Genomic DNA, 21878 nt, shown 5'->3' with positions numbered 1-21878 from the left:
TTAGTTTTCAGTCGATAATTTTTCTACTTTTTGAGAAAGTGTCAATTTCCTGTCGCTAAAATAGGCAATTCCCAGCACCGAAAGCGTCGATATGAATACGACCCAAAAGCTTGTCGTGAATTGTCCTGTAAATACTGCTTTATAGAACACCCCTCCGAAAGATCCACCTAATACTGGACCAAGTACCGGAATCCAGGAATACCCCCAGTTTGAAGGTCCCTTTCCCGGGATCGGAAGAAGGTGGTGAGCGATCCTCGGCCCAAGATCACGGGCAGGATTGATGGCATAGCCAGTTGTCCCTCCGAGTGAGATGCCAATTGCAATGATAAGGAAACCAACAATGAAAGGATTCAATCCATCTGTAAATGTATTCGCCCCGATTGATAATAATCCTACCACCAAAACAAAAGTTCCGATGATTTCACTCAACAGATTCGAAAAAACATGCGGGATTGCGGGTCCTGTTGCGAAAACCCCTAATTTCACTGCGGGATCCTTCGTTGCATGCCAGTGAGGCAAGAAGTGAAGATAGGTAATGGCTGCACCGATGATCGCACCGATCATTTGGGCCAAGATATATTGTGGTACCTGGCTCCAAGGGAAATCCCCGTTAAATGCAAGTCCCAGTGTGACTGCAGGGTTTAGATGTGCGCCGCTGAACTGACCGACCGCGTACACACTCATCGCGACCCCAAGTCCCCAACCGAATGTGATCACAATCCACCCTGATTGGTAAGCAAAGGATTTTTTCAGGTTCACATTGGCACACACGCCTGCTCCAAAAATGATAAGTAATGCTGTACCGATCACTTCACCTAGAAAAGCTGTCATCCTTACTCCCTCATTTCGCTTTGAAATTTTCGTAAAAGAGAACGTTTTCAAGATTGGTAAATTAAAAGTGTACTAGTATTTATCCAAAAATCATAAAGAGAAAACCGATTGCAACGAAAAACCAAAAAGAGACATTACGATAAAAGCCGCCAAATGGGCATAGCTCACGTAAGTCTCTTGATCTCTTTTACTTAATGTATTAACTTGGTTCTTATCTTACGATGATTTGAAAACGGTGTCAATGGGTGTCGAAAAATTTTTATCGATTCATCATTTTTTGTCAAAATGCTTCCAGAGTGTGCGATCGGAAGTTGTAATCGCAGTAGCGCCTGCTGCAATCGCTTCCTCCACCTCTTCAACTGTCTCAATGAGTCCGCCTGCAAAAATCGGTTTACCTGTTTCCTTACCTATCTGGGTAATGATTTTAGGGACCACCCCTGGAAGTACCTCAATGAAATCAGGGTCGGTTTTTTGGATGAAATCAATGCTTCGGTTCATGGCACTCGAGTCGATGACGAACATTCTCTGCGTCGCATAAACTCCTTTCTGCCGTGCCTTTTTGATTACATTGCCCTTTGTCGATATGATGCCATAAGGCTTTATCTCCTGACATACATATTCCGCACCGAATTCATCGTTTGCCAATCCGTGGATGAGATCTATATGGAGAAACATTTTACGCTTTTGTTGTTTTGCATATTGAAACACGCTCTTCAGCATTCCGACATGCAAATCCATAAATACACCATACTCATAAGAAGTGTCGAGCATTTTATCGAATTCTTTCATGGATCTGACGGCCGGAAGTATTTTTTGCCCTTCAAAGCTCATAACCATCACCTTCTTCAATATTCATTTAACATGGACTGTTCTAATTCAGTAGTGCTTTCCATCTCTTGTTCATTTACTCATCACCTTGTACCAATCGTACCCTTACACCATGTGATTTCAGCATGTCGAGATTGCCTTCAATCACTTCATCATCCGTTATGAGAACGTCCAATACGGATAGTGATGTTGTCATGCGTGAGAAAAGACTTTCCCCTATCTTCACACTTTCCATCAGCCCTATGTTCCTCCTGGCATTCGACAGAACCGTCTTGTGGAAAAGTGCAACCTCAGGTGTAGCCGTACTTATTCCTTTTTCCGATATTCCCCCGGCTGTCAAAAAATTTACATCTACAGTGAATTGCTTTGCAAACTCGTTGGCCAAGCCGTCAGTCATATTTCCAGATTCTTTCATCAATCCCCCGATTAGATAGGTTTCAACATTGGACAAGTCTCTAAGATGATAGGCAATCTCGACAGAGTTGGTTACTACGGTGAATGGGAACGTCCTTGGTAGATGTTCCATCATAACATAATGGATGGAAGCCCCCCCGATAAAGATTGCATCACCTTTTCTTATATATTCAACTGCTGCCTTTGCAATGGCCTGTTGAGAAGCATCTCCCGTGCCGTACCTGCTTGTTCTTGGCTGAGGGCTTTTTCGTGCTTTTTGGTTGGGGATTGCACCACCATGAGTCCTTTTCAATAAACCCTCTTCTTCCATGATCGTTAAATCCCTGCGGATCGAATCGATCGAAACGTTATATTCTTCAGCAAGATCCTTCGCTAACACCCGTCCGTTGGTTTCAACTTTCTCTAAAATCTTCTCCCTTCTTTCTTCAGAGAACATCCACACACCACTTCCGTTTCGTTCTGTTTTAATTTCCGATATATTCGTATTATTGCCTTTTTAATCATGTTTTGTCAAATCTACGTAATTTCACTATCAGTGTATTACGTAGAGAAAGCACAGCCATCGATCATTTTCGAATAAAATAGCTGCCGAATGGCCTTCGGCAGCTTCAATACAAAGGTATTTATGAATGTATATTCCATTCAAACCATTTCCCGTGTCCTTCCGTCTCTCCTATCGTCCTTTTGACCTCTTCACCATTTAGATAAGAATCCAGGTGCAGCTTACGATCCCACATATTATTGTATAAATGAAATACATCCCTTTTACGTCCCAGCTCTTTGATTGTTTTCTGAAGATTTTCTTTGGCAGCCTGGGGGAGTTGATTCGCAACGTGAGTATGGAACACGCAAATCGTGTGTTCACTTGGTATTTCTTCTGCCTTTATTGGAAGTAATTCGACTCCATCACCCTCAATGAGGTCAAGAGCCATGGATTTAATGTAATTGGCTGCTGAAACGAAGAGATTTCTCCTTTCATGATGCTCTGGCCAGATCAATGCCAGAAGCCAAGGAAAGTCCTCTTCATTATTAATGTGAAGATCAAAACCAATCCTTGTTGATACCGGGGGTGGAACCGAATGGAGAGGCGGAGCGGCTCCTCCTTTAATCATAGAATCAATGATAACACCTGAAGATGAATCCCCAACCGTTGCATCGTTCTGATGATACCTATATTGATAGTGATCCCATGCAAGCTGTACCCCTGCACTTGTTCCAATCTCAATAAGTGCCAGCGGTTTTTTCACCTGCTCATACATATAACAAAATGCAGGGTATAAATAAGCGCATCTTCTCACTTCATTGGTTTGGACGAGTTTGGTCTGTAGAAGCTGAATCAATTGTTTTTCATTCTGCAAGCAAAAATCTTTGAAAGGTGGAAAGGAATCCTTGATCGGTAAAGGTTCATTGACGATGCTACTGTAATAATCACGTAATGGATGTGTTGAATCCTCCATTAAGAGGAAGTGTACGGAACCGAACAAAAGATTCGGGATAGGTTGTCCTTCCCTGCAATGGTTGCATATCCCTAGAAGCTCATCATCCTTTGCGATTTGATACGAAAGGAATTCATATAATGGACTGGAAAGGTGACATTCAAGTTCAGCAAAAGCATTGAACTTCCTTGAAAGGTTATCTAAGCTCATTGAATATGCCTCCTGACTCGCGAAACAATTCTCTTCTGGATTTCTTCCTGATCGATATACTGAAACAATCCAATGCGGTTTCCCCATGGATCGTCAAAGGTCCCCCACTTGACCGGGACTTCACTCCTGGAATGGACGGGAAAATCCTCGATCCCCAGCGAAGAGAGTAGTCGCGTTTTTTCCGCTTCGATGTCCTCCACACCAAGCCGGAGGGGACCACTCCCAGCCGCAGGTTCCCCTTCGGCTACTTGCAGCCAGCAGCAGGGTAGCAGCTCCCACTCGGCAAATCCTTCGTGTGGAACAAAATCCGGTTTTTTACATAAAAGTGTCTCATACCACCGTTGGCCTTTGTCCATATCAGGCACCCTCACCTGAATGGTCATTTCATAAATCATCCTTCCATCCCCTTTCAACTTGGGTTCCAACAATGGGAGTCGTCCTTCATTCCCCTGTCCCCCAAAGCATTTTACAGACTCATTACCTAGAGGTGCTGTTGATTAAAATGCCCAGTCGCCCTTTCTAAAGATCGGGACTGTGCTTCCATCTTGCAGGACCCCATCAATACTCATATCGGCAGAACCAATCATGAAGTCCTCGTGAACGATACTTTCATTCAATCCTAGCCCCTCTTTTTCCTCATCAGGAATGTCATGTCCATCTTTCAAGCATGTCGGATAGGCGGAACCGATCGCCAAATGATTGGAAGCATTCTCGTCAAAAAGTGTATTAAAGAATAATATGCCAGTATCAGAAATTGGGGATTTATGTGGGACAAGTGCAACTTCACCCAAGTAACATGCCCCTTCATCTGTTTCAATCAATCTCTCCAATATTTCCTGACCCTTCCCTGCAGTCAATCCTGTAATTCTCCCTTTTTCAAAAGTCAGGGTGAAATCCTCAATCACATTTCCGTTATAGGCGAGCGGCTTCGTACTCTTGACGGTCCCGTTGACTCCGGTTTTGACAGGGGCCGTGTACACTTCTTCCGTCGGCATATTGGCAATGAAGTCAACTCCATCCGGTGTTCGGCTTGCACCTGTCAACCAAAGATGATCTTCATGCAGCTCAACGGTAAGATCAGTTCCATCAGCCTTGTAGTGCAATTCTCTCAACTTCAAATTGTTGAGTTCGTTTGCTTTCTCTCTCAGACTACTGATATGGTTTCTCCATTCTGCCACGGGGTCACTGCAACCAATCCGAACCGCTGAAAAGATGCGATCCCATAAAGCTTCCACCTGTCTTTCCTTATCGAGTTGCGGAAATACCTTTGAAGCCCACTTCTCTGACGGCATCGCGATAATCGACCAGCTGATCGAATCATTGTCGATTGCTTCATAAAACCGATCCAGAGCAAAACCTTTCGCTTTCTCAAAATCCTGGATCCTTTCTGGATTGATTCCCTTTAACAAGTCGGGGTCTTGTGATTCAACTTGAAGAAAAGCCCCTTTCCTATCGACTACCCATTCAAATGCATCAGACAGCCAAATCGGGAATTCCTGAAATGTTTCATCCGGGGCAAGCTCATAATGAGCCCGAATGATTTCTTCATCCTCCCACTGCACATGCACGCTTTTCGCACCAGCAGCATATGCATGCCTGACAATTTTTCTTATCAAGTCCTCTGTCCCAAGCGGCGCAGCGACCCATAAATCCTGCCCAGCTTGTATATTCACACCAACCTTGACGGCAAGCTCGGCATATTGATCCAACTTCTTTTGAAATTCGTTCGTATGTATCTTCATGTTACGACTCCTTCTCTAGTAAACTCCCAATATATGATCTCATCTTCTCAGCCGTGACTTCAAATGGTTCTTCCGGTTCTTCCGGTTCTTCGATTTCTATATAAAATTCAGCAAAATCCTGGCCCTGAAATCTCGGTACAACATGCATATGATAATGAGTCAGGTCACTGAATATCCCTCCGTTTTGGCAAATCGTGATACCATCTGGACGATAGAGTTCATTGATTGTTTTGGATAAAAGCTGGATGGCTTTCATGACAGCCATGTTCATTTCTTCGTTAAACTCCAACCCTTCTTCCACATGTTCTTTTGGAAGGATCATGACATGTCCTGGATTGAAAGGATCATGATCCAAGATGCAACTCAAAAGGGAGTTCTCATAGACGAGATAAACCTTTTCCTCTTTATTGGCTAGTCGGCAGCCAAGGCATCGATGATTGCTCATTTTATCTCCTCCTCTGAATTTAAAGGATTTTACACGTTTCAATCGAATATATACGTATCTTGAAACGCATTTGTTTCTTCTATCATAACACTTTACGGAAAGAAGGGTAGTAAATAATGGAAATATTACGGTTAGACAGGTCGCATGCAGAGGCGTATCTTCAATTGAGACTGGAGGCACTTCAAACAAACCCGGAGGCATTCGGTTCAAGTTATGAAGAAACGATTTCCATGCAAAATCCGGTTGAACATACAGCCTCGAGACTCGATCAGCGAGAAAATTATACATACGGGGCTTTTGAAGATGAAAGGCTTGTCGGAATGCTCGTTTTGGTACCCCAAACAGTTGAAAAAATGAAACATAAGGCGTCCATTTTTGGGATGTATGTAACTCCGGATTACAGAGGAAACGGAATTGCCAGGACACTTATGGAAAAGGCGGTACAAAAAGCAAGGGAGCTGGAAGGAATAGAACAAATTAACTTGACCGTCGTGACGAGCAATGATTCCGCCAAAGGACTCTATTCCTCTTTGGGGTTTTCTTCTTTTGGTATGGAAAAAAGAGCGTTAAAATACAAGGAAACATATTTTGACGAGGAATATTTGGTCTTATTTCTATAGAAGGAAAAAGAACGAATCGTGTTCAACACGCTTCGTTCTTTTTAAATAGAAATCAGTCATTCGGATTAATGATGGCAAAGTGCTGATGATCCTCCCAGCTGCCATTAATTTTTACATTCTTGATAAAGATTCCTTCTTTATGAAATCCCGCTTTTTCCAATACCCTCATAGAGGCGATGTTGTGCAGCATAACACCGGCTTCGACCCTATGAAGCTTGAGATCATTGAAAGCATACTCTACAGCAAGCTTGACTGCCTCGGTTGCATAACCTTTCCCATTATGCTGTTTGGCTAATGAATATCCGATATAGCAACATTGAAGCGGCCCCCTGATCACATCCGAGAGCGATATATTGCCTATAAGCTCATCGGTCTCGGTATCAAAAATCCCAAAGGCATAGTATTCATCACTTGCCATCCTCGTCTTCGTCCTCGCTACTCTCTCTTCCTGGGATTCAAGTGTATAGAATTCTTCACTCATCAATGGTGAATAGTCTTTAAAGAAATCTTTATTCTCAACTTCAAATTGCAGCATGGATGGTGCATCACTTGACTCGTAATGCCTGATATAGATTTTCGTAATTGTCTTCATTTCACTCACCTTCCTGACTTACTTTCACTCGTCTGAAATATTGGATGACGGATCCTTTTCCATCTGAAACCTGAATCTCAGCGTACGCTCCATTTATGAGCGTGAGTTGAGGTGGCTGATGGCCGCAATCGATATCAAATACGACCGGGACACCAAGTTCATTTGATAACTCCTTATAAACATCCTCTGCCAAGTATCCGTTAACAGGCTCATCGGCCACACTCCTTCCGAACATGATACCGGAACAGTGCTCGAACCATCCAGACATATTCATTTGCAGTAGGGCCCTCCGCAAACCTGTAGTGTTCATGTCACAGTTTTCGAAATACCAGATGATGGAATCACCTTCCAGGAAGTTCCGTTGAAACTCACGGACGTTCCCATAGGGGGTACCGGCCAGATGGTGGATGATATCGATGCAGCCCCCAAGCAATCTTCCACATACCCTTTCATCTTTTTCCGAAACAGTCTTCCACTTTGTTGGTGCATTCAAATGGAATACACAGTCAGACGGATTCGCATGGTCCCATGCTGCCTGATATCTTTCTGATGATTCCTGAGTGATGGAACCACCCTTCCTTGTCTTCAAGACCTTCTCCCACATCGCGGTCGTCTCATCCCAACGTTCACCCCTTAAATCTACAAAGTTCGTACCATGCGCAGTAGCGATCCCCCTCCTAAGGGTAAGGGCAAATAATAGTGCACTCGTATCGGAATAACCCAGGATCCATTTCTCTTTCATTCGATCAAAATCAAGAAATGGAAGAACCTCAAGTAATAATTCACCGCCCCATGGGGGAATGATGATTTCGATCGAATCATCCTCCATCATCTCCATGAACTCTGCCGCTCTCTTTTCGGCACTGGATGATCGAACCTTCTCTTGTTTCCATGCAGTGTCACCAAATGAAACAGAGTACCCCTTATTTACGAATCGATCCTTGGATTGCTCCAATAAATGATGTAGTTCGGTAGGGACCCCGGAAGAAGGTGCTGTAACCCCTATTCCTGCCCTTTCCTTTAGCACTGGATATGTGATCATGTTAATTTCCCTCCTGATTGATTCAGCATTTTAACAGATTGCAAGAATCAACACAATCATTTTTTTACAATTAAGGTTTTTTTAGGGATTTACTATTTTTCATTTGAAATTGTTCGGGATCCAGTAAAAACTCACCATTACCAGTTTCATCTTCCTGGATTCGTTTCTTCTTATCTATTACATGACTGGATGTTTCAATCAATCCCTCTATACATTTCACGATACCATTGAGTAATACAATGGTAAGTGCAAAGCACAGCATCGGCCCCATGAAAATCCACCAGGAAAGGGTGATTTCCTGATAACTCGTCCCCATCAGACCAGACCATTCCTGAATAAAAGGGCGGGGAGGATTGCAAAATGGCTCATAACAAACATCCGTCCCTCCGAAATAGAGAGTGAAAAATCCCAAATGTGCAATCACAAGCAAGATCTGTATGACGATTTTCGGATATATGACCAATAAGCGAATCTTCAAATGAGGCATCAAATGGTTGGAAAAGATGAAAAATGAGCTCCCGCCAAGTACTCTTGCCGACGTGATGAATTCTTCCTTTAGGATCTCTTCTGTTTCATTCGAGATAAGGATCGCGGTAGTCGGTGTGACGATGACTGCCAGCACAATCATTTCGATGATGATTCTGTCCGACAGTGTTGTTGTAAAACCACTGACCGGCTCCCAAAGAACAGGGTAAAGAATGTTATAAGCAATGATGGACTGAGGTATGAAATAAAAAGAGGTGAAAAATTTGTGGGAAAGTGCTTTGACCCTCAATTTCGTGAATCCCCCGAATACCCCTATTCCAAACGAGAGGACAAAGCTCAATAGAGAAATGATGATGGCTCCCCCTAGAGTATAAACCGCGCCTTCCAGAAGCTTGTAGCCCATATGGAAGCCTTCACGGTCGGTCCCGAAAGGAATTTCAAACGATGGAGGAAACGGTGCCGCTCCACTGATCTTTCCGTTTTCCTCAAATATGATGAGGGTTTGCGGAATCTTCTTCTCAAGGCCTATATTATAAATAAAACTTGCCACTAACATTACGACGATCAAACTTGATGAGAAGACAACACCGCCCCAGTAAAATGAACGCTTGCTCACAAGCTCATCTCCTTTCCAGTCACCTTAGAGATGCCATACTGAAGTAGTTTAATAAGTAGATAAAGCGGCAGGAACAACAGGATGGATGCCACCGCAAATACGGAAGGAGTATTGTAGGTGAATAAAAAGGATGTTACACCAAATACGTTGAATAAATACTCCAATATCAGCAGATTAGAAATCATCATCCATGCGATTTGTTTTCCATGGTATGTAAGACTAATGAGGACATTCCTCACCATATGGAAGAATAATACGGTGAAGCGACCTAGCCCCTTGCTCATCGCCAGTTCAACATAGGCTTTCCCTTCCTCTTCCTTTAAGAATTGAACCATATTACTGAAAAAGAAGAAGGCAGGTAAAATGCTCAGAATGATGGCTGGGAGAATGATGACCTGATTCTCTCCGAAAGAGGCAATATCAATGAGAAGGATGCCTGTCTCTTTAAAGATCAAGACAATGACGAGTTGAACAACGATGATCACAAATAGATCAGGCAGGGAACCAAACAGGAACGAACAAATGTTCAAGATAGGTTTTAAGCGCTTATGAATGATAAAATACATGATTAATAGAATGATTGAAGCAAGAATGGCGATGGTCAAGGATAGAAAAAATATCCTGGCGCTACTCCAAAAAGCGAGCAAAAGGATCGGGAACAAGCTTCTTTCCACACCTGAAATTGGATTGACGTAAACGAGTTCACCTGGTGAAAATAAATCAAGGAAGACTTCCACAATCCCATTCAAGTACGCGGTAAACGAAAAGGTCTGATTTTCAAACAATAAAGATGTTGCACTTACAAAGATGATCCCAGCAATGATCAGTATCATTTCAACGATCATCCCCGCTAATTTATGGGGCATGACTCTTCACTCTTCTCTCTTTTCATTTGTGACTCAATGCTTAGTAATCCTCGCTCTTGATAAAACGGGGCTGTGGCGGTTTGTCACCATAGTCCAATGGTAACATTTTACATATAATTAGCAATCTTTTTTTACATTTATGTGACAAATACAATCCTCAGTGAGTTTTCATGTTTCTATGTTAAAATAACGTAGTTGTGAAAATTCACTTGGAGGTACCGGTTTGGGAAAATTCAATTTATCACAAAATGTAAAATTAATCGCGGTTTCCATCATGGCGTTCACTTCTTTTTCAGCGACCGCACATGGGGCTAAACCGACCATCAATGCAGATGCTGCCATATTAGTGAATGCAGATACAGGTAAGATCATCGACAAATTCAATGAAGATCAACCACTCGGGATTGCTTCAATGACTAAGATGATGACCGAATATCTTGTACTTGAAGCCATTCAAAAAGGGAAACTGTCTTGGGATGACACGTACAAAGTGACTGATAAGGTATATCAGCTCGCTAATGCCCCCGGATTGAGCAACGTCCCTCTCAGAGCAGGTGAAGACTACAGTATTAAGGAATTATATGAAGCAATGGTCATCAAATCCGGAAACGGAGCCGCAATCGCCCTGTCGGAAGCCGTATCTGGAAGTGAAGGGGCCTTTGTCAAGAAAATGAATGAGAAAGCAAAGGATCTCGGCATGGAACAATATCGTTTTGTCAATGCGAGCGGACTGAGTAATTACGATATGCTTGGCATGCATCCAGACGGCACAGGTGTCAACGATGAAAATATGGTGTCGGCTGAAGACATGGCCACCCTTGCCTACCGCTTGATCAAGGATTTCCCTGAAGTATTGAAGACATCGGGAACAAACTATAAATATTTTCGTAAAGGGACCGACGAAGAGTATTTGATGAAGAATACCAATGCACTGTTAGAAGGCCGCGCGTACTCTTACGAAGGAGCGGATGGCTTAAAAACCGGGACAACCCCTTTTGCCGGCTCGACTTTCACTGGGACAGCGGAACGTGACGGAGTCAGGTACATCACTGTCATCCTTGATGCGAAAGATCAATACGGCACCCCGAGTAGTGCAGAGCGTTTCATTCAATCCAGGGAGTTGCTTGAGTATGGATTCAATGAATTCAAGACTGCTCAATTTAATTTGGATGACGCTGCTGTAAAAGGACATACACTTCCTGTCAAAGACGGCGTAGAATCCAAAGTGAAGATTTCCCTGAACCATCCATTGAAGGTTCAATTGCCTAAAAAGGACATCAACCAAGCTCCTTTAGCGTTACGGCTGGATAAAGAAAAAGTTGATGCAAATGGTGAACTGATCGCTCCCGTAAAGAAAGGGGAAAAAATCGGCGAACTCGTCTTTGAATCCAATGATGGAGAAGAATACATCCTGGATGAGCTTAAACAGGAAAAGAAAGTGAGTGTATACGCTGCTGCTACAGTGGAAAAAGCAAATTGGTTTGTCAGAAGCGCTAGACATATCGGGGCTTTCCTGGACGAATTATTTTCATGACCTTTCACTTCATCCCTTTCCTTTAGGGTTATGTTTGTAGCTGTGTCAGGTAGAGGATGAGACCCATCACTGATAAAATGGTTGCTTTCTTAAAGAATTCGTGACAAGCTTGTAAAGTCAGTTTATAAAGAAGAAGGTGAGAAAATGATCGAAGTAAAGCTATCCTCGCTGAGCAGCGGAGATTTGAATAGAGGCGTGTTTGCCAAGAGGGACATCAAGAAGGGCGAACTTGTACACGAAGCTCCCGTCATCCCTTATCCGAATGAAGAACATGAGCATATCGAAAAAACGTTCCTTGCAGATTATGTATTTGAATATGGGATCAATCACACAGCCTTACTGTTGGGTTATGGAATGCTCTTTAACCATTCATACACACCCAATACCATCTATGAGATAAATTTCGACAATCATACGTTTGATTTTTATGCATATACGGACATCAAAGCAGGTGAAGAGCTCCTCATCAATTACAACGGAGAAGTCGATAATGACGACCCACTCTGGTTCAACGAAGAAAACCAATCAGATTCCTAATATTTTAACACATTAAAGCATTGAGGGACGTACCTTCCTGAGAAGGTACGTCCCTCATCTTTTATTATATGGATCTGAACTGTTTATAATGGCAGCCTGGTAGGTCCCATTTTTTAATAAGCTCGTCAATCCGAATGATTTGCCAGGGATTGAACATCGTTTGACCATGTTTGTTAAAAGCATGGAGGGAATCCAGGATGAAGCTTGAATGTATGACTCCACCCTCTTCATTGAACCATATCAACACATCCCTCCCCTTATAATCACCGGCCGTCAATTCTGTATATCCTTGGTCTCCAACAATGGACAGAAATTCCCTTTCCTGCATCCAGCAGTCAAAGTAATGCAACTCCCCTGTCATGGCTGCCGCAACTGCCCCCAGACAATTGGGTCCATTCATTGGCGAAAATCGATCGATCCGGTTTCGAAGTGATGGATAAGTCATGGTAATCCCTGACTTGAAATCATCACCATGCTTATCCCAAAATGCATTGTCGTCTATCCAAAACGCTCCATATCCCATGAGAAACCGATGCCTTACTTCTTCAGAGAATCCATTCCAGACCCCAATGTTTAGATTGCTGATTTTTACTCCATCCAGCATGACACAAGGAAGGGTTCTCTTACTGACCCCGGTCAATTCCGCCAGCTCTTCCAGTCCGAACAAGAGTCCTCTCCCCATCCTCCACTGCTCTTTAATGATTGCACTTTGGGTGGTATCTGGGAGGGTTGAGAATTGTTCCGAGCTCATGATTGTGTAATACTTCACATCACCATGAAGGGACCATGTTCCATATGATGTCCGGATATCAAGCGGGATGTCAAATCTGCCCAATGATGCGAAGTCCAGCAATTCTAGCCCCGGAACAGCTTCAGAGAAGAAAAACCACTCTTTCTCTGGTATCAATCTCTTTCCCCACTCATTTAATAGTTCCTTTTGCAATGGATAGCCTTTACTATTCAAAATCCAATTCTCCCTTCAAAAAAACAACAGGCTCTAAACAGCCTGTTGTTTCATCTTGTTAACCCTATGATTGTAAAGCATCCTCGGAGTTCATTTCCAAGACATCGACCTTGATTGTCCGGACTCTTCGGTTATCCACTTCATCAACGGTGATCTTCAGATTTTCATACTCAAAGCTTTCACCTTCAGCGGGGATATCCTCGAAACTTTCCACAACCCAGCCACCAAGCGTATGGTAAGAACTATCAGGTTCAGGGACATTTAATAATTCGGTGAAATCATCAAGCTGGAATTGAGAATCGAATTTATACATTTTGTCATTGATTTTCGTCATGGAATGAACTTTCTCATCCTGCTCATCCCATATTTCACCTACAATCTCCTCTAGAATGTCTTCCAGGGTGATGAGTCCTGTGGTTCCTCCAAATTCATCGACGACAATCGCCATATGGACTTTGTCCTTCTGTAATTTTGAAAGGAGGGATGAAATCTTGGCCGATTCAAACACGAACATCGGCTCACGGATCAGCTCACGAATATTCACTTCCCCATATTTTAACAAGTGGGTGAAAAATTCTTTCTCCGACAGGATCCCGATAATATTATCAATGTGATCTTCGTATACGGGGATACGTGAGAAACGCTCTTCAAAAAACATTTCCTTGATTTCTTCAATAGGTTGTGTCACTTCCACAGCCTTCATATCAATCCGCGGCGTGAGCACCTCGGATGCAATGATATCATCAAAATCCATTGATCGATGTATCAATTCCCTTTCTTCCTTATCAATTACTCCTTCTTCCTCACTGATGTCAAGCATCGCCTTCAATTCTTCCTCTGTAACAGATGGCATGGCATCATTCTTGGAGAATAGCTTTGAAACATAGTCCTTCAGTTTCAGGAACAAAAAGTTGACAGGTGTCAGAATTTTTATCAAAAGAAATAATACACCGGAAATGGTCAGGGCCCAGCCTTCCGCATTTTCTTTCGCTAAAGACTTCGGAAGGATCTCCCCGAATATCAGGATGACAATCGTCATTACGAATGTGCTGACCACCAACCCAGTATTCCCTCCAACAAGCTTGGAAGCTAGACTTGCAGAAATACTTGCCGCGGCGATATTGACGATATTATTTCCGATTAGGATGGTTGAAAGGGCGTTATCAAAGTTATCCGCGATAAAGACAGCCTTTTTACTTCCTTTGACCCCATCCCCTTCAAAATTCTTCAACCTGATCTTATTTACGCTCGAATAAGCAGTCTCCGCCGATGAGAAAAAGGCAGAAAGTAAAATTAACACACCTAGTAAAATCAATGAATACAGTGGTATTTCGTCCAAAAAAACGTCACTCTCCTAAAGATGTTATCTATATATACTGTTTGGGGTTCAAACAGAACAAACCACGTATTGTTGAGGATCAACGTAAGATTCCTCTTGGTAAGTATACACTTTTTCATGGAAAAATTCACAACATTTTATCAGGATGGGGGTGGACTCGTATTTCTTCAGCAAATTGTTGAATGTCCCTATGTATCACACAACTAAAAACCCGAACTCATTTGAATCAACATCCAAAGTGAAGGTTCGGGTTTTCATTTAAACGAAAACACAGTTTTCCCAGCAAGCGGTCCTTATTGTCCACCACCGAACCAGCTGCTCGCCTTAATCCGTTCTTCCTCTTGTATTTGGCGCTCATTGGCAGTCGGGTCCTGGAATGATGAGGTTCTCCTTCTTAATACGGAATTGACCACTCCGACCAGGATGGCCATGATTAAAATAAACCACAACATGTTGATCCCTCCTTTAAATCAAGCTCACTCTTATTTCATATATACGAACGAAAAGACGTAAAGTTTCAAAATTTACGAGAAATCAATGATCCCTTCCACTTTATTCTTCAGAATTTTCTTCTGTTTGTTGATCCTCCCCATTGATGGAGCGCACTTCTCCATCAACGGAAGTCTCGAAATAACCCTGTTTTTCTGCATCTTTCTTTAAATCGAAGTATTTATCCATTGCCCGCTTGGCGATGTTTTTATTCACATAAGGGTCTTTATTGTTATGCGACCAAGGTACCACCACGGAATATGCGACCTCTGGGTTATCAAATGGAGCATAGCCGATCAAGGTCGTATTATAGGTTTTGTTACGATTATAGAATGCTTCAGCCGTACCCGACTTGGCAGCCGCATTATAAGGGGCGTTCCTGAACTGTGTCGATGCAGTTCCATGGGCGCCGTGTGCCACCTGGTAAAACCCGGTTTGAACCTGCTTTATTTCCCTTTGGGAGGCATTGATCCTATTCAGAACCTTAGGCTTGTTTTCAAATAGGATGGGGCCGATTTTATTTTTTTCATGATTTGGTTCCCGGATCTCTTTCATAATGTGAGGTTCCACTCGATATCCGTCATTCGCAATGGCGGATACGTATTGTGCTAGCTGCATCGGGGTATACAGGTCATATTGTCCGATGGCTAAATCCAACAGTAAGCCAGGCTTATTGCCTGTTCCGGTTAATCCATAGGTTTCACCAGGTAGATCGATTCCGGTATTTACCCCTAACCCAAATTGACTATATCCATTTCTCATCTTGTCAAACGCTTTCGGGTGAAGATCAACATACTTCTGATTATGCGAAGTTGGTGCATTGGCGATTTTCAAAGCAGTCTTGTACATATAAACATTTGAGGAGATTTCCAACGCTTGAACATCTGTCAAATACTTATTTCCTTGTGTGGCATTAAACCAGGAACTTTTTTTATTTTCACCTATAATCATAGGAGCATCGTACATCACATCACCTACATTAATTGCGCCTGTCATGTAACCAGTCAATACCGTCGCGCCTTTTACAGCGGACCCAGCCTCATAAGCAGAAGTAAATGTACCTAGAGCATAGTCCTGCAGCTCTTTGTTCCCCTCTGCATTTTCCCCGTATTTCTTCCCGACCATCGACAGGATTTCACCTGTATAGGGATCCATCATCACGACAAATGCGCGATCTAGGTAGGGAGATTCCCAGGGTTTCGCCGCCTGCTTACTCAGCTCTTCCTCCACAATCTTCTCGACTTCCTTCTGAAGTTTCATATCGATTGTCAAGACGACATCCTTGCCGCTATGCCCTTCTTTTACAAGTTGCTCATCCAGTACACTTCCCTTTTTGGTGATGTACTCGATTTCTTCCTTCTGCCCCTTCAGCACATCCTCATATTGCGATTCCACGTAACTCGTCCCTACTCTGTCATTGAGTGCATAGCCTTTGGCAGTGTAGGAGTTTACCAGTTCACTTGGAATCCCTTCCTTCGAGGATGAGACCTTACCGAGAATCGAACGCAAGGTATCATCACCGACATACCTCCGTTCCCAGTCCGTGGTTACGTTGACACCAGGCAGCTTGTCGAGGTGCTCATTGACCCTCGCCATTTCTTCAGTCGAGACCCCTTCGTTCTTCACGATTTGCGGTGATAGGGCATAGCCTGAATTAAACTCCCTGAAAATCGCAAGGACTTCCAGTTCGTCTTCATTGAAGGAGTTTATGTCATCTTCTGTAATCCGGTCCAACTGCATTTGATATATTTTTTTATTAGCTTCGTCTCGCGTTAAGTCCTCGTTATCTTCCAATTTCTTAATCTCTTCTTTGGACACCAACTTTGCTGCCTCATCCTGACGCGTTAGAAGCCAGAAGTCCTTTCGGTCCCGGTCTGTGACTTTTTTCGTTTCCATTTTGATCAAGTCAGCCAATCCCCTGGCGACCTTCAGCATCTCATCCGGCTTGGTCGATTGAGTCCTTGTGTACGTAATGGCATTCAATGGTACATTATCAACAATCACGTTTCGATATCGATCATAGATTTTCCCCCTTGGAGGACTCCCGTTATTCGCTTTTACATTTTCAGTGCGCTGAACTTCTTTCAGATAACTGTTTCCGTTCACGATTTGAACGATTCCCAATCTGAGAATCAGCATCGTGAATAGTAGAAATACAGCAAAGAACAGAATATTCATCCTGAATGGAAGTGTATTTTTTTTCTTTTGTCTTTCCTTTTTCCCCTTCAATGTCAAAACCCCTCTTGTACGATTCATCTTTATGTCCTTGCCATCATTGTACCTAAAAAGCCACCAGGATTCTACCTTGTTTTACCATTTATGTATTTTACTAAATTTACTGTAAGGATCAGTTAATTAAGAAGGTTCCATTCGGCAACTATCCGAAAAAAATGGTGGCGCGGATCCCGTTAGCACCACGCAAAATTTGTCGACAAAGGGGGCTAGACAGTCAAGCGGGTTTCTCTTACAATAAGGTTTGAATTTATATTGATCCTGATTAATGAAACCAAAGCTCTCCAGGCAGAATTGGTAACAAGATGATTGAGAGGTTGAATTGCTTTTATGTTTAGTAAACTGATGTGCAGATTCGGTATCGGCTCTACAAAAATTGATTTGGTCTTAAGCAAAAAAGATTTTCGTCCCGGGGAAGTGATCCAAGGCGAATATGAAATCATCGGGGGAAGGATCGAGCAGAAGCTGAAACGTATCGAGACGGAACTATTACAGTATAATCACACTGAAGACCGGTCTTCCGTCCTTCATCACAATACCATTTTGAGTTCATCAACCATGAAGGCAAATGAAATGAAAAGAATCAGCTTTTCATGCAGATTGGCGGACTCCTATCCTCCAAGCAGTGAATCAATCTCTTATAAACTCGTCACCCGCCTTGTATTCGATGATGGGATCAATAGGATTGATCATGATGATTTCCGTATCATAGCTTAATAGAATACTATTGAAAAACGTTCAGCCTCGAGGTGCTCACCCCCGAAAGTTAGTTTTTTCACTCTAACTTTTTGGGGTCGGTACCCGACTGAACGTTTTTTTTGAACTCTATTCTTTACGGAAAAAGGCTTTTATCAAACCGGACAGAGCGAACATCCCTTGAGACTCGTCCAAATCCTCCATTAGTCTGATGTCAACAGCCTCAAATCTTGAGAAGATCTCCATAAGCTGCTTCTTATCATATCCCATTCCGCCTCTGAGCGAACCAGTCCTGTACACATCCCAATCAGACATGTCAGCGCCACCAAAGGACCCGCCTTTCATAAAGGCAGTGAGCGCCAAATGTCCTCCTTTCTTCAAAGCCCTGTCAACCAATCGAGTATAGCTCAATCTTCTATGGGGAGCGATATGATGAAAACACCCTGAATCGAACACGAGATCATATGCACCTTCTTCAACATGCATCTTGAATATATTGTCATGAATGAAGTTAACCGACACGCCTTTTTCCAAGGCACGTTCTTCACCCCATTGTAAAGAAGTCATGGAGATATCCACCGCATCGACTTCCCACCCGTTCTCTGCAAGGTAAATCGCGTTCCTTCCCGGCCCGCATCCGAGTTCGAGTGCTTTCCCCTTTGTAATGATCCCATCTTTATGTATCGAAACCAAAAGTTCATCAGGAATATTCTTAAAGAAAGGAATCTGTTTGTCCCGATCCCGATAGAAATCCGTCCAAAATTCTTCAGGTTCCCTTATATATGTATCAAGCATATCGAATAGTTCTTCCTCATTATGGATGGTCTCTTTCACTTGTTTTCCCCCTTTATGAATATAGGTTAATTTTACAGCAAACCACCCATCATGGTGTTACCACGTATTTACAAAAATGTTAATTTAACAGTGATTGAAACCTACTTAACTCCCTAAATTAAGCCCTAGAAAAGCATCCAATACCCCTATTTTGAAGAAGGTGAGGGCTTTAATACTAGAATATACGGCATTAATAAAGGTGCACGCTGGCCAAAATAAAGAGTTGTTGAGTGGGTGCAATTGGCCAGGTTTAGGAAATTATGTTACATTTGTTACAAACACATTACACCGAACTCCCGTTTGTTTAAAGACAAAAAAACCGCTCTCCAATTATGGTGCGGCTTGAGGCTTGATATAACAAAATATAGTGCTCATCGATCCTGAAACAATTCATTCGAAATAACCTACTGCCAGTACGCTGAAAATACATCCTAATACAACGAAAAGAGTAGTCAATATCCCCACCTCACATTCAGTTATTCTTCATCACTTCCCTAAAGAAAATCCGTGGAACAGACGGCCCCCATATGGTTGCAATACCAGATCCACCAGCTTGATGACAGGCTCCTTATCCCCTGTTCTGTAATAGCAATCAAAGCAGTTTACAAATTCATCAGCGAAGTTTTGATCGAAATCATTCAATGCACGAACAATCCACTTAGATGAACCAATCCACATTCGGTTTGTCCTCAAGACGAATTCGTGCAGTGCCGTGGCGAGTGCTCCTGCTATGAAAAGCGATTCAGCATGCAGCACGCTGCCAATAAAGTCATCGAGCAAATCGGTTAAAAAATATCGTTTCAACCCTATTGTACTTTCATTCCACTCAGGGGGACCATCAAGCAATAATCGGAGGGCATGCTCTTTTAGTAATTTACTTGAACCATCGTCCTTAATGACTTTTCCTTCAGCCACCATCCTCGGCAAGGAAGGGCGTGCTCTCTCACAATCCTTTTCAAAAAATTGATAAATCGTTTCTCGGTTGTGAACAAAGACCTCAATCGGCCAATCATGAGCGATGATGGATTCCCGGTAAGCTTGATCAACACGATCGTCTACTACAACGATATCAAGGTCTGACGTCTCCGTCGCTTCTCCTCTTACGACACTTCCTCCTAATAAGACGATTGAACTCGTCAAAAAGTTTTCATCAGTAAATAATTTTGCAGCTTCTTCAGGCAGTAATCTCTCTGTTCTCATGAAACAAGCCCCTTTCTTATGGATGTTGGATCGAGGATTTACCTATTTTCACGTAACAATACTTCCTCGAGCTCAAGAATGGTTTGAACAGTGAATGTAGGTGTCAGATCCAACGGCTCCTTATAAAATGATGGGTTCACCCACAACGTATCCATCCCAACGGCATCGGCGCCGCATATGTCAGTGTAATAATTATCCCCAACAAATAAAGTGTTCTCAGGCAAGATCCCAAGTCTTCCTGATACATGAAGGAAAGTGAAGGGGTCCGGTTTGCTACGACCGATTTCTTCTGAGATGAATAGTTGGTCGTCTTTGAAGAACTTACTCAATCCCAGTCTGGAAATTTTCTTATATGCATTATGTATGGTCCCGTTCGTAAGGATGCCCAATGTGTATTTTTCATGTAAACGGTTGAGTAATTGGATCACATGTTGATCAGGCACGATGTTCTGCAGGTAATTTTCATGATAACGTTCATTGATCACTTTCACTTCGTCGTGCGAAAGGTTCAAGGAGTATTCATCCAAAGTCAATGACAGCCTATTGATGGTGAATTCTTGAAATGTGAGCCTTTTTTCCTGAAAGTCCTTCCAAAGTGTGTGATTCACCTTTATAAACGTATGTAAAAACATTTCTTCATCTAGGTGATTGAGGCAGTCGTTACTGTTGACCATGCTAATGATCGCTTCCTTAAAGCAACGGGTATGGTCGAAAAGGGTATCATCTAGATCGAAAAGCAAGCACCGGTAGTTACCATTCCTCATTTAATCCCTCCTATTACATATTCTCAATCAAATTCCCCTCATACTTTCATACTATCCTAACCTAGTAAAAATTACTAAGTGTTATTATGAGTGGATTCGTGCTGCATGGCAACAACTACCTGTTTAAACGTTTTCTGAATTATATTTCAATAGAACTATGAAAACATTAAAATTAATCTTCATTCTGTTGTTGTCTGTCACTTTAGTCACTGGTATTGGAAAGGATTCGGAAGTATCCGCTGCAGGTACATATACGGTGAAATCCGGGGATACGATGTGGAAGATTGCGGTGAAATATCAGGTAGGTGTATCTGAGCTGATTTCCGCAAATCCACAGCTGGGTAATCCCGATCTTATCTATCCTGGTCAAAGCATTGCGATTCCAGGTGTTGATCAAACCGCTCAAAACTATACATATGAAGTGGTGAGATTAGTCAATGCGGAACGTGCCAAAGTAGGACTCTCCCCGCTGAAAGAAAACTGGGAGCTATCGAGGGTGGCAAAATATAAGTCACAGGATATGATCGATAAGAACTATTTCAGTCATACTTCCCCTACTTACGGATCACCGTTCCAAATGATGAAGGACTTCGGTATTTCTTATCAGGCTGCAGGTGAAAACATCGCAGCCGGTCAACGAACACCTTCAGAGGTTGTGGAAGCTTGGATGAACAGCGAGGGACACAGAAAGAACATCCTTTCTCCAACTTACACTGAAATTGGCGTTGGCTATGTAAAAGGCGGCTCATACGGCCATTATTGGACACAGATGTTCATTAAAAGATAAAAAGGAGGATATCAGAAAAGGTTGGATCATATTAGATGATCCAACCTTTTTTTGATATCCTGACTCACTCAGAGAATGCCCCCTACTTCCCAAAAGTTTCACTGTTGTAGAATGGCTTTCGCTCATGTTTTTTCTGATAAGTACTTTTCATAAGCTTCTCTCGCCTTGTCGGGCTTTTCGGTGATCCTCGCCACTCTCTTATAGGTTGCACTTACCAAAAATAAAATCCTGGTCAGGATTATTGCAATTAGAAAAAGGATGAGTATGATGATGAATAATAATGCTTCCATTGGTACCTCCTTAACACTTACTGCATCACTATGGTAACACATTTCTATCCTACTACCTTTTGTTTTACAGTTAAAAGCCAACAG

Annotated in this window: 24 protein-coding genes; 5 read left to right on the top strand and 19 right to left on the bottom strand. The window is 42.6% G+C overall.

All coding sequences use genetic code 11. The features are described 5' to 3' along the window. The 7 genes from LCM10_RS02300 to LCM10_RS02270 all read right to left on the bottom strand — a co-directional run bounded on the left by LCM10_RS02300 (position 1) and on the right by LCM10_RS02270 (position 5906). Positions 1–831, bottom strand: coding sequence for an MIP/aquaporin family protein (locus LCM10_RS02300; protein ID WP_224874335.1), 831 nt, complete (start codon positions 829–831; stop codon positions 1–3). Between the two features lie 270 nt (positions 832–1101). Continuing rightward, the gene (locus LCM10_RS02295) at positions 1102–1662 is read right to left on the bottom strand and encodes a glycerol-3-phosphate responsive antiterminator (RefSeq protein WP_224874333.1); all 561 of its coding nucleotides are present in this window, start codon (positions 1660–1662) and stop codon (positions 1102–1104) included. A 73-nt stretch (positions 1663–1735) separates the two neighbouring features. Further along, positions 1736–2509, bottom strand: coding sequence for a DeoR/GlpR family DNA-binding transcription regulator (locus LCM10_RS02290; protein WP_224874331.1), 774 nt, complete (start codon positions 2507–2509; stop codon positions 1736–1738). A gap of 187 nt (positions 2510–2696) precedes the next feature. Next, positions 2697–3719, bottom strand: coding sequence for a DUF2332 domain-containing protein (locus LCM10_RS02285; protein ID WP_224874329.1), 1023 nt, complete (start codon positions 3717–3719; stop codon positions 2697–2699). Continuing rightward, positions 3716–4114, bottom strand: a complete 399-nt coding sequence (locus LCM10_RS02280; protein ID WP_224874327.1) for a VOC family protein — start codon at positions 4112–4114, stop codon at positions 3716–3718. Before LCM10_RS02280 ends, LCM10_RS02285 begins: the two co-directional genes overlap by 4 nt. 102 nt (positions 4115–4216) lie before the next feature. Further along, a complete protein-coding gene (locus LCM10_RS02275) occupies positions 4217–5461 on the bottom strand; it encodes an aminopeptidase (protein ID WP_224874325.1) in 1245 nt (414 codons plus the stop codon). Position 5462: 1 nt separating this feature from the next. Next, positions 5463–5906 carry an HIT family protein gene (locus LCM10_RS02270; protein WP_224874323.1) on the bottom strand — a complete coding sequence of 148 codons (444 nt, stop codon included), beginning with the start codon at positions 5904–5906 and terminating at the stop codon, positions 5463–5465. Between the two features lie 116 nt (positions 5907–6022). Here LCM10_RS02270 and LCM10_RS02265 point away from each other — a divergent pair, with 116 nt between their 5' ends. After that, positions 6023–6526 carry a GNAT family N-acetyltransferase gene (locus LCM10_RS02265; RefSeq protein WP_224874321.1) on the top strand — a complete coding sequence of 168 codons (504 nt, stop codon included), beginning with the start codon at positions 6023–6025 and terminating at the stop codon, positions 6524–6526. Between the two features lie 52 nt (positions 6527–6578). Here the strand turns inward: LCM10_RS02265 and LCM10_RS02260 are convergent, their stop codons facing one another. The 4 genes from LCM10_RS02260 to LCM10_RS02245 form a co-directional block, all read right to left on the bottom strand. Further along, positions 6579–7118, bottom strand: coding sequence for a GNAT family N-acetyltransferase (locus LCM10_RS02260; protein WP_224874319.1), 540 nt, complete (start codon positions 7116–7118; stop codon positions 6579–6581). A 1-nt stretch (position 7119) separates the two neighbouring features. After that, the gene (locus LCM10_RS02255; RefSeq protein ID WP_224874317.1) at positions 7120–8160 is read right to left on the bottom strand and encodes a S66 peptidase family protein; all 1041 of its coding nucleotides are present in this window, start codon (positions 8158–8160) and stop codon (positions 7120–7122) included. A 70-nt stretch (positions 8161–8230) separates the two neighbouring features. After that, positions 8231–9262, bottom strand: coding sequence for a hypothetical protein (locus LCM10_RS02250; protein ID WP_224874315.1), 1032 nt, complete (start codon positions 9260–9262; stop codon positions 8231–8233). Beyond that, entirely contained in the window at positions 9259–10128 is an 870-nt protein-coding gene (locus tag LCM10_RS02245; RefSeq protein WP_224874313.1) for a hypothetical protein, read from the bottom strand. The genes LCM10_RS02250 and LCM10_RS02245 overlap by 4 nt, the downstream gene beginning before the upstream one ends. Positions 10129–10351: 223 nt before the next feature. On the opposite strand from LCM10_RS02245, the gene LCM10_RS02240 reads away from it, so the two are divergent. Both LCM10_RS02240 and LCM10_RS02235 read left to right on the top strand, forming a co-directional pair. Continuing rightward, on the top strand, positions 10352–11662 hold the full coding sequence (locus tag LCM10_RS02240; RefSeq protein ID WP_224874311.1) for a D-alanyl-D-alanine carboxypeptidase family protein: 1311 nt from the start codon (positions 10352–10354) through the stop codon (positions 11660–11662). Between the two features lie 144 nt (positions 11663–11806). Continuing rightward, positions 11807–12199, top strand: a complete 393-nt coding sequence (locus LCM10_RS02235; protein WP_224874309.1) for an SET domain-containing protein — start codon at positions 11807–11809, stop codon at positions 12197–12199. 64 nt (positions 12200–12263) lie between these two features. Here LCM10_RS02235 and LCM10_RS02230 read toward each other — a convergent pair whose 3' ends face one another. The 4 genes from LCM10_RS02230 to LCM10_RS02215 all read right to left on the bottom strand — a co-directional run bounded on the left by LCM10_RS02230 (position 12264) and on the right by LCM10_RS02215 (position 17247). Further along, positions 12264–13163: a hypothetical protein gene (locus LCM10_RS02230; RefSeq protein WP_224874307.1), complete on the bottom strand. Its 900-nt coding sequence runs from the start codon at positions 13161–13163 to the stop codon at positions 12264–12266. A gap of 64 nt (positions 13164–13227) precedes the next feature. Beyond that, positions 13228–14502 carry a hemolysin family protein gene (locus LCM10_RS02225; protein WP_224874305.1) on the bottom strand — a complete coding sequence of 425 codons (1275 nt, stop codon included), beginning with the start codon at positions 14500–14502 and terminating at the stop codon, positions 13228–13230. A 293-nt stretch (positions 14503–14795) separates the two neighbouring features. Further along, entirely contained in the window at positions 14796–14954 is a 159-nt protein-coding gene (locus tag LCM10_RS02220) for a hypothetical protein (RefSeq protein WP_224874303.1), read from the bottom strand. Positions 14955–15054: 100 nt separating this feature from the next. Beyond that, a complete protein-coding gene (locus LCM10_RS02215; RefSeq protein WP_412103355.1) occupies positions 15055–17247 on the bottom strand; it encodes a peptidoglycan D,D-transpeptidase FtsI family protein in 2193 nt (730 codons plus the stop codon). Positions 17248–17553: 306 nt separating this feature from the next. Between LCM10_RS02215 and LCM10_RS02210 the strand changes: the two genes are divergently transcribed. Beyond that, on the top strand, positions 17554–17940 hold the full coding sequence (locus tag LCM10_RS02210) for a sporulation protein (RefSeq protein WP_224874300.1): 387 nt from the start codon (positions 17554–17556) through the stop codon (positions 17938–17940). 108 nt (positions 17941–18048) lie between these two features. Here LCM10_RS02210 and LCM10_RS02205 read toward each other — a convergent pair whose 3' ends face one another. The 3 genes from LCM10_RS02205 to LCM10_RS02195 form a co-directional block, all read right to left on the bottom strand. Next, positions 18049–18753, bottom strand: coding sequence for a class I SAM-dependent methyltransferase (locus LCM10_RS02205; protein WP_224874299.1), 705 nt, complete (start codon positions 18751–18753; stop codon positions 18049–18051). Between the two features lie 486 nt (positions 18754–19239). Then, positions 19240–19953, bottom strand: coding sequence for a nucleotidyltransferase domain-containing protein (locus LCM10_RS02200; RefSeq protein WP_224874296.1), 714 nt, complete (start codon positions 19951–19953; stop codon positions 19240–19242). A gap of 38 nt (positions 19954–19991) precedes the next feature. Further along, complete coding sequence (locus tag LCM10_RS02195) at positions 19992–20717, bottom strand: HAD family hydrolase (RefSeq protein ID WP_224874294.1); 726 nt, start codon at positions 20715–20717, stop codon at positions 19992–19994. 157 nt (positions 20718–20874) lie between these two features. On the opposite strand from LCM10_RS02195, the gene safA reads away from it, so the two are divergent. After that, a complete protein-coding gene (safA, locus tag LCM10_RS02190; RefSeq protein ID WP_224874292.1) occupies positions 20875–21504 on the top strand; it encodes a SafA/ExsA family spore coat assembly protein in 630 nt (209 codons plus the stop codon). Positions 21505–21626: 122 nt separating this feature from the next. Here safA and LCM10_RS02185 read toward each other — a convergent pair whose 3' ends face one another. After that, positions 21627–21794 (bottom strand): hypothetical protein, encoded by a 168-nt coding sequence (locus LCM10_RS02185; protein WP_224874291.1) that lies wholly within the window; start codon positions 21792–21794, stop codon positions 21627–21629. Positions 21795–21878 lie beyond the last annotated feature (84 nt).

This window comes from Rossellomorea aquimaris, assembly GCF_020171925.1.
In the GTDB taxonomy this organism is placed as follows: Bacteria; Bacillota; Bacilli; order Bacillales; family Bacillaceae_B; genus Rossellomorea; species Rossellomorea aquimaris_F.
Note: the sequence above shows the minus strand (reverse complement) of the source record. Positions and strands in the feature narration are given on the sequence as shown.